Origin of the sequence: Streptomyces sp. S3(2020), assembly GCF_013044505.1 — a bacterium.
Lineage (GTDB): Bacteria > Actinomycetota > Actinomycetes > Streptomycetales > Streptomycetaceae > Streptomyces.
Window position 1 is genome coordinate 1 of the sequence record NZ_JABERD010000451.1, and the last position, 2,617, is coordinate 2,617.

General features: G+C 70.6%; 3 protein-coding genes and 1 pseudogene. All 4 read right to left on the reverse strand.

All coding sequences use genetic code 11. The features are described from left to right. Positions 1 to 342: pseudogene (locus HLK59_RS49395) on the reverse strand (hypothetical protein); the annotation flags it as partial. 2 nt (positions 343 to 344) lie between these two features. Then, positions 345 to 620, reverse strand: a complete 276-nt coding sequence (locus HLK59_RS49400) for a hypothetical protein (protein WP_171148235.1) — start codon at positions 618 to 620, stop codon at positions 345 to 347. A 2-nt stretch (positions 621 to 622) separates the two neighbouring features. After that, positions 623 to 1,351 (reverse strand): ATP-binding protein, encoded by a 729-nt coding sequence (locus HLK59_RS49405; protein ID WP_171148236.1) that lies wholly within the window; start codon positions 1,349 to 1,351, stop codon positions 623 to 625. A gap of 60 nt (positions 1,352 to 1,411) precedes the next feature. After that, a partial coding sequence (locus HLK59_RS49410; protein ID WP_171148237.1) for a Mu transposase C-terminal domain-containing protein occupies positions 1,412 to 2,617 on the reverse strand: 1,206 nt, incomplete at its 5' end.

Here is a 2,617-nt window from a genome sequence, read left to right on the forward strand (position 1 = left end):
GAGCGGAGGGCGGAAGCCGTGCTGGGCGGCTGTGGGTGGGGTGCATGCGCAGTCCGGGCTGGATTCGTAGGAGGTCAGGGTGGTCAGGGCCGGCAGGTCGATCCACTCTCCGCTGTCCGGGGCGGCTTGCCGTGTCCGCGGCGTGTGCGGTGGGTCCTGGTCGTCCTGGCTCAGGACGGCGTCCGCGTCGGCCATGTCGTAGCCGGTGCGGGCCAGGGCCCGCTCGAGGGAGGCGGGAAGTCTGGGCTGGTGGCAGACCAGATGGAGGCGCACTCCGGTACGGACGCGCAGGGCGAGCAGGTCGTTAAGGCCGCGGGCGGACAGGAGGTGGGCGCGCAGCACGGTCAGGGGGTGACGGGCAGAGCCAGGATCCAGGCCGCCGCGAGGGTCCAGACGGGGGCCGGGTCGGTGGCGCGGTAGCCGGGGACGGGTGTGGTCTTGCCGAGGGCGTCGAGGAGGTTGTGAGCGAGAGCGAGGGTGGAATCGGTGCCGGGAGTGGGGTGGACGGTGGCGCGGCCGGCCGCCGGGTGGTGCATGGCCAGGGCGGCGCGGGTGTGGGCGGCGTCGTCGCCGGGGTCGAGAACCACCACCGGGAGCGGCGGGTGGGGGCAGACGAGCACGATCAGGCGCTCTGGCGGGTGCGGAGTTTGCTGTAGGCCCAGCGCAGCAGGTCTTCGTCGACGCGGGGGCGGCCGCTCTCGCGCAGGCCGACGTTGAGGTGGTGGGTGATCTTCGCCCAGGCGCGGAAGTTTCCGTGGGCGGCTTCCTGGTCGCACAGGGCGATCAGGTCCGGGGCGGTGTCGTCCCACAGCGGGTGGAAGGCCGGCACTACCTCCTGGACCTCGTCCAGGGACATCCGGGTGATCTCCTGCCACGCGTAGACCCTCGATTCGAGCATGGGCTCGCTCTGCAGCATCTCGAAGCAGCCGTTGCCGCCGGTGAAGACGATGGTGAGGTCGGAGTCGGTGTCGTCCCACAGATAGCGCAGGTACTCGAAGCAGAGTTTCGACAGCCACTGCGCCTCGTCACACACCAAAACCCGCGGCTCCACCAGGGCCGCGCGGAGCATACGGTCGAACTCGATCGGATGCGCCGGCGGACGGCCCGGCAGCCCCAGCGCGTGGAACAGCTCATGGCGCAGGTCCCGGGTGGAGGGGCGGGCACGGAACTGGATCCGTCGGGTCACGGTGGGGGCGAGCTCACGCAGACAGGCGTTGACCGCGAACGACTTGCCGTTGCCGGCCGCGCCGTAGATACAGATCATCGCCCGCGCCTCGAACGCGCTGCGGATGTTCTCCCGCGCGGTGAGCAGAGCACGGGTGGAGACCACATGGGCGCCCGGCAGACGCATGTAGTGGTCCTCCTGGGGCGCGGGCAGCCGGCCTCTGCGCGGTGACGTAGTGATAACGCATCACTCCTCGTTCTCGGATTCCGGGTCGACGACGGCCGGGTCGGTAGCCGCGGGCGCAGCCCGTGGACGGGGACGGGCCCACGAAGAAGGCGGCTCACGCGGCGGGATCAGATCCGGCAGCGCACGGGCCTGCAAATCACCGGCGTGGGAGCGGTCGATCTCCGCCTGCGCCTCACCGGCGATCTCCGTACGCCGCCGCACCGGCGCTTCCGGCACGGTCGTGGGGCCGTAGCGGGCGCGGCGCAGCTTCTCCGCCGCTCTCAAGTCCGCCTTCAGCGCCTGGGCCCTGCGGGTGCGGATGGCGGCCAGAGCACGCTGCTGGGCCGGAGTGGCGGCCTCGGCAAGATAGGCGGTGCCCAGATGGCGGCCGTCGCCGGTGGCGGCGAACACCTCCACCGTGCCGTCGTGGTGCGGCAGATAGCGCAGCCTGACCAGCGTGCCGACATGGCCGACCATCCACGGCGCGATGTAGGCGCGGCGCCGCCACGACACTCCGTTCGTCGTAATCTTCCTGACCCGGCCGTCGTCCTCCAGCGCGAAGAACGCCAGATGCTCCTGGGGCACGTCCTCAACAGGGGTAGCGTCCGCGTTCCAGGCCTGCTGAGGTGTAAAGCCCGTAGGGAGGCCGCGGGGATGATGCTTGGTGTTCCACCAATCGACCCAGTCCAGCAGGGCCTTGACGAAGTCCTCGAAAGGCAGCAGGTCCTCGGGCCGGTCAGGGTGGTAGGACTCAGCGGCCCTCGCCCGGCGGGTGTAGCCAGGCATGGCCACGAACAGCATCCGCTCCACCGCACCGTTGAGCGCCTCGACCGTCCCCTTCCGGTAGGGGGTGTAGGCGGGCAGGTCGTCGACGACGACCGCGAACACTCCTAAGGCCCGCCTGACCGTGCGGCACAAGAACTCCTTGCCGCGGTCCACTCGCACCCGGGCGGGAAGACCTCCGAACGGCCCGTACGGCTCGGTGCGGCTAATCCCTGTCCGCAGCGCCGCCAGGACCGCGTCCCGGGCCGGCTGATGCGGCGTCACCGCCACGCCCACCACGACTTTCGTGGCGACATCGATGAACCACGTCACCCACGGACACACCACCTGGCCCTCGAGCCGGACACCGACCGGCACCCGCTTGTGATCCCCCTCCCAGCAGGTATTACGAGACACCGGCGGACGCTTGCCATACACGTCAAACCCACGCCGCGCCCCCTCCCC